The sequence below is a fragment of the Paracoccus sp. 22332 genome (assembly GCF_052045125.1).
Classification (GTDB): Bacteria; Pseudomonadota; Alphaproteobacteria; order Rhodobacterales; family Rhodobacteraceae; genus Paracoccus; species Paracoccus haematequi_A.
This window is the reverse complement of sequence record NZ_JBQEOI010000085.1, coordinates 1-5,195: the sequence shown is the minus strand read 5'-3', so window position 1 is coordinate 5,195 and position 5,195 is coordinate 1. Positions and strand designations below refer to the sequence as shown.

The following is a 5,195-nucleotide window of genomic DNA, read 5'->3' as shown; positions in this document are numbered from 1 at the left end:
CGCTGAAGCTGAGGTTGGTGGTGATGATGACGCTGGTCCGCTCATAGAGCTTGCTCAGCAGATGGAAGAGCAGCGCCCCGCCCGAGGCGCTGAAGGGCAGGTATCCCAGTTCATCGAGGATCACGAGATCGAGGCGGGTCAGGCTTTCGGCAATCTGCCCGGCCTTTCCCTTGGCCTTTTCCTGTTCCAGGGCATTGACCAGTTCGATGGTGGAGAAGAAGCGGACCTTGCGGCGGTGATGCTCGATGGCCTGGACGCCGAGGGCGGTTGCGATGTGGGTCTTCCCCGTGCCCGGGCCGCCGATCAGGACGATGTTCTGGGCCCCGTCCATGAACTCGCAGCGGTGGAGTTGCCGGACTGTGGCTTCGTTGATCTCGCTGGCTGAGAAGTCGAAGCCCGAGAGGTCCTTGTAGGCGGGGAAGCGTGCGGCCTTCATGTGATAGGCGATGGAGCGGACCTCGCGCTCGGCCAGTTCGGCTTTCAGCAGTTGAGACAGGATCGGCACGGCTGCGTCAAAGGCCGGCGCCCCTTGCTCGATCAGGTCCGTCACGGCCTGCGCCATGCCATGCATCTTCAGGCTGCGAAGCATGATGACGATGGCGCCGCTGGCAGGATCATGACGCATGACGGCCTCCTGCAGCTTGGGTGCGCAGGCCGTCATAGCGCTCCACATTGGCCTTTGGCTCACGGCGCAGGGCCAGGGCCTGCGGGGTATCGAGGGGCGGCCCGCCAATGACCTTGCCATCGACCAGCCGGTGTAACAGGTTCAGCACATGGGTCTTGGTCGCCACGCCCTCGGCCAGGGCCAACTCCACCGCCGTCAGCACGGCCTGTTCGTCGTGCTGAAGAACCAGGGCAAGGATGTCGACCATCTCCCGATCACCGCCGGGTTTGCGCAGCATCTGCTCCTGCAACTGCCGGAAGGCAGGCGGGAACTCGGCAAAGGGCGCGCCATTGCGCAACGCCCCGGGCTTGCGCTGAAGAACAGCCAGGTAATGCCGCCAGTCATAGATCGTCCGCGGTGGCAGCTTGTGGCTGCGCTGGATGATGCGGCAATGTTCGCACAGGATGTTGCCCTCGGCCGCCACGACCAGCCGGTCCGGATAGATCCGCAGGCTGACGGGTCGGTTCGCAAAGGATGCCGGAACGCTGTAGCGATTGCGCTCGAAGCTGATCAGGCAGGTGGGCGAGACGCGCTTGCTGAGTTCGATGAAGCCGTCAAAGGCCGGCGGCAACGGCATCAATGCGGCCCGCTCCTCAGCCCAGACATCGGCGATGGTGCCGGGCAGCGTGCCGTGCGGGGTCTCTTGCCACACCTCCAGGCAGCGCTGTTCCAGCCAGGTGTTCATCATGGCAAGGTCGGGAAAGCCCGGCATCCCTTGTAAGACCTGATGGCGGGAGTCCTGAACGTTCTTCTCGACCTGTCCCTTCTCCCAACCCGCTGCCGGATTGCAGAACTCCGGCTCGAAGACATAGTGGTTGGCCATGGCGAGGAAGCGGAGGTTGACCTGCCGCTCCTTGCCACGGCCCACACGATCCACTGCCGTCTTCATGTTGTCGTAGATGCCGCGTTCAGGCACGCCGCCGAACACACGGAACGCGTGCCAATGGGCATCGAACAGCATCTCGTGGGTCTGCAGCGGATAGGCGCGCAACAGGAAGGCCCGGCTGTGCGACAGCTTGATATGCGCCATCTGAAGCTTGGTGCGCTCGTCCGTCAGATGGCCGTAGTCTTCGCTCCAGTCGAACTGGAAGGCCTCTCCCGGTCGGAAAGACAGCGGAACGAAGGTGCCGCGGCCCGTGGTCTGCTGTTCCCGCTGGCGATCTGTGCGCCATTGCCGCGCAAAGGCCGCAACCCGGCCGTAGGAGCCGGTGAAGCCCAGCTTGACCAGATCGGCATGCATCTGCTTCAGCGTCCGCCGCTGCTTGCGCGACTTGCCGGCCTCCGTCTTCAGCCAGCCGGCCAGCTTCTCGGCGAAAGGATCAAGCTTGCTCGGGCGATCCGGCGTGGCGAACTTCGGCTCGATCGTGTCTGCCGCCAGGTGCTTCGTAATCGTGTTGCGCGACAAACCGGTGCGCCGCGCGATCTCGCGGACCGACAGCTTCTGCCGCAAGTGCATGCGTCGAATGATGTTCAAAAGTCCCATGTGGATCACTCCCGTTACCCCCGCCGCTCATCGCTTTGGGGAAAGGTTCACATGGCTCAATTCTCAGTGGAAATTACGAGCCTATCCGGCTCAGTTCTGGGTGGAAATCAACAAACTCGCCTCCCATCGGGCGGCGGACCGTTGATTGGACAGGCAAGTTCAGCATGCCCAGCTGTTGCCTGACGTCATCGAGTTCTTCTCGTTGATCGCGACTCAGGGTTACATGCATTCATGATCAACGCACCTTAATGGAGGATGACGAATGGAAGTTCTTGTTGCGGTCGCCGCCGCCGTCGTCCTCCTCTTTATCGGTCTGGTTTCGCGTTGGTTGGCAACCGTTCTGATGTGGCGCCGATACCTGCGGCCCGAGCGCTTAGCCCTCACGTCATTCTTCGACCGTTTTCACTGGCGCATAAATGCAATCCTCACCAGTTATGCTATCGCTGCAATGCTGGTGCCCCTAGTCGCGTCAATCGCTCTTTATCCGCCGGATAGCTTGCGCGACGGGATTGCGACGCTGTTCAAGTTGGTGCCGATCCGCCAGTCGGAGGACATCTGGTGGCTGTTCGGTCTTCTGCTCCTCGGAGCTGCTTGGTTGCGCAAGGTGGTCCTCCTCGACCACCTAAACGTTAAGCAGGCTTTCATTGATCGTATTCGGTTGGAGCACGCAGTGGACCTTCTGGCATCGGAGCGCGCGTTCCAGTCTCGACTGTCTACGATGTCTCCGGCGCAAGCCGCTGAGTTAACGCTTGAGTTACGGCGATTCCTGTTCGACGTTCCTACAACTGGTAATCAAGACGCGACCGCCGAAGTTCTCGAAGTTACAAAGGACGACGTTCCCTTCGCATAATCCGACCGCTTGTGCGCGCGACGCGAATGCCTATCCTTCGTCAAGGAACAGAAAATCCGAAAAGCAGGTACTGAATTTGTATGATTCGCACCTTTCATTAAGGAATGCGATTCTGGATTGCCTCGAACAGCCGCCGCAGGACGTAAGACCGCGCGATGCTGACCACGGTGAACACCGCGCCCAGCTTCAGGTTCTGCGCCAGCGACGTGTGCAGCCCGAAGACCGGGAAGATCAGTGTCTGCGTTGCCACCGTGACGCCGTAGCCCACAACCACGTTGGCGACGGGCTCAACCAGCGACATGATGCGCGACTGCTTCATGTCGCCACCTCATACATCGGCCAGCAGTTCAGCCGCGAGAGTTCGCAGCGCATGCGCCGCAACCAAGGGGACCACGCCGTTGCCACAGAGGCGAAGCCGGTCCACCCGGTGGGCCAGCCCATCAGTGCCTCGACGAACAGCGGGTTCAAGGTCCGGCGCGGCTCGGAGGTATCGCTCCCAGCCAGCGGCGTCACCAGGACCTGGCGGCCAAGCAGGCCGTTCACCGGGGTGTTCGCGAGGCTCGTCGCCCCGTCCTTGTGATCGCGCGCCGTCGGCGTCATCCACATCCCGGCTGCATGGGTCAGGTCTGCTGTCCGCCGGTTGCCCGCGCTCGGCTTGCAGCCATCGTTCGCCATCGGCGTCGGCCAGTCCCGCGCCATGCGGTCCAGACCCTTTTCGTCCTTCCGCTCGCCACCCCGACTGCGGAAGCTGTCGATCTGCGGCGTCGGCCACATCGCAGCCGTCGTCGCGAGGTTCATGCCGTGCTGCCCCGCTTCCTGCGACGGCGTCGGCTTCGTCTGCCGGTTCTCGTTGGCGCTGGCCCGGGGCGTGGGCCAGAGCCGCAGCAGCTCCGTCCGGTTCCCGCCACTCGACCGGGTCCCAGAGCAGGCGCGCGGGGTCGGCCAGTTCGTCGCCCTCGCGGATGGCAAGGATGAACAGCCGCTCGCGCTTGTGGGGCGCGCCGACTTCCGCCGCCGTGAAGAGGTCTGCCGCAAGGCGGTAGCCCATGCCGACCAGTCCTGCGGCGACTTCGGGGAAACCGAGGCGGAGATGATGGGCGACATTCTCGAGGAAGACGAAGGGCGGCTCGACCTCACCGATGATGCGGGCGACATGCGGCCAGAGGTGGCGCGGGTCGTCAGCGCCCCGGCGTTTGCCTGCAACCGAGAACGGCTGGCACGGATAGCCCGCAGTGATGATGTCCACCGCGCCGCGCCAAGGGCGGCCGTCGAAGGTTCCAACGTCGTCCCAGACAACAGCCTGATCCAGGGACGCGTCTTCCATCCGCGCCACGAGTGTCAACGGCGGTGCAAAACCCGGCCACTCGGCGGCGTAAAACCAGGCCAGGTGGCGGTGGCCTGCGCCATGGCGCGCGCGCTTACCATAGAGCTGGCGCGTGCCATGGCGCATTGGCCCCTTGGGGCCAAATCGAGGCGATCTGATCTCAGGACTTTTGATGCCGCTTTCGGGCAGTGCTGTTGGCGAGGCGATAACTCTCGCCGTTCATTTCGAGGATGCTGACGTGGTGGGTCAGCCGGTCGAGCAGTGCGCCGGTGAGGCGCTCGGAGCCGAAGGTCTCGGTCCATTCATCGAAGGGCATATTGCTGGTGATCAGGGTTGAGCCGCGCTCGTAGCGGTGCGAGATCAGCTCGAATAGCAATTCGGCGCCGGTCTTGGACAGCGGCACGAAGCCCAGTTCGTCGACGATCAGCAACTTGACGGCAGCCATCTGCTTCTGAAAGCGAAGCAGGCGACGTTCGTCGCGGGCCTCCATCAGTTCGTTGACCAGGGCTGCGGCGGTGGTGAAGCCAACGGAGAGCCCCCTCTGGCAAGCCGCCAGTCCGAGGCCAAGGGCAATGTGCGTCTTGCCCGTGCCGCTTGGGCCGAGGGCAATGACGTTCTCGCGCCGCTCGATCCATTCGCAGCGGGCCAGTTCCAGCACCTGCATCTTGTTGAGCTTCGGGATGGCGCTGAAGTCGAAGCTGTCGAGGCTTTTGACCGTAGGGAACCTGGCGGCCTTGATGCGGCGCTCGACCATCCGCCGCTCCCGGTCAACCAACTCCAGTTCGACAAGCCGGGCGAGATACCGGACATGGTCCATGCCTTCGGCCGCGCATTGCCAGGCCAGCTTCTGATGTTCCCGCAGGAATGTCGGCAG

6 protein-coding genes and 1 pseudogene are annotated in these 5,195 nt (G+C 63.2%); 1 reads left to right on the top strand and 6 read right to left on the bottom strand.

All coding sequences use genetic code 11. The features are described from left to right. Together istB (ACTJI6_RS23480) and istA are read right to left on the bottom strand one after the other, a co-directional pair. A partial coding sequence (istB, locus tag ACTJI6_RS23480) for an IS21-like element helper ATPase IstB (protein ID WP_440797344.1) occupies nucleotides 1–625 on the bottom strand: 625 nt, incomplete at its 3' end. Further along, the gene (istA, locus tag ACTJI6_RS23475; protein ID WP_440797346.1) at nucleotides 615–2,147 is read right to left on the bottom strand and encodes an IS21 family transposase; all 1,533 of its coding nucleotides are present in this window, start codon (nucleotides 2,145–2,147) and stop codon (nucleotides 615–617) included. The genes istB (ACTJI6_RS23480) and istA, both read right to left, overlap by 11 nt. Before the next feature lie 262 nt (nucleotides 2,148–2,409). On the opposite strand from istA, the gene ACTJI6_RS23470 reads away from it, so the two are divergent. Then, complete coding sequence (locus ACTJI6_RS23470; protein ID WP_440804148.1) at nucleotides 2,410–2,997, top strand: hypothetical protein; 588 nt, start codon at nucleotides 2,410–2,412, stop codon at nucleotides 2,995–2,997. A gap of 97 nt (nucleotides 2,998–3,094) precedes the next feature. Here the strand turns inward: ACTJI6_RS23470 and ACTJI6_RS23465 are convergent, their stop codons facing one another. From ACTJI6_RS23465 to istB (ACTJI6_RS23450), 4 genes and pseudogenes are all read right to left on the bottom strand, one after another. Then, nucleotides 3,095–3,316, bottom strand: a complete 222-nt coding sequence (locus ACTJI6_RS23465) for a DUF7220 family protein (protein ID WP_440804146.1) — start codon at nucleotides 3,314–3,316, stop codon at nucleotides 3,095–3,097. Beyond that, nucleotides 3,313–3,795 carry a hypothetical protein gene (locus ACTJI6_RS23460; protein WP_440804150.1) on the bottom strand — a complete coding sequence of 161 codons (483 nt, stop codon included), beginning with the start codon at nucleotides 3,793–3,795 and terminating at the stop codon, nucleotides 3,313–3,315. The genes ACTJI6_RS23465 and ACTJI6_RS23460 overlap by 4 nt, the downstream gene beginning before the upstream one ends. 205 nt (nucleotides 3,796–4,000) lie before the next feature. Further along, nucleotides 4,001–4,321: pseudogene (locus ACTJI6_RS23455) on the bottom strand (DNA cytosine methyltransferase); the annotation flags it as partial. A gap of 160 nt (nucleotides 4,322–4,481) precedes the next feature. Further along, a partial coding sequence (istB, locus tag ACTJI6_RS23450; protein ID WP_440803190.1) for an IS21-like element helper ATPase IstB occupies nucleotides 4,482–5,195 on the bottom strand: 714 nt, incomplete at its 5' end.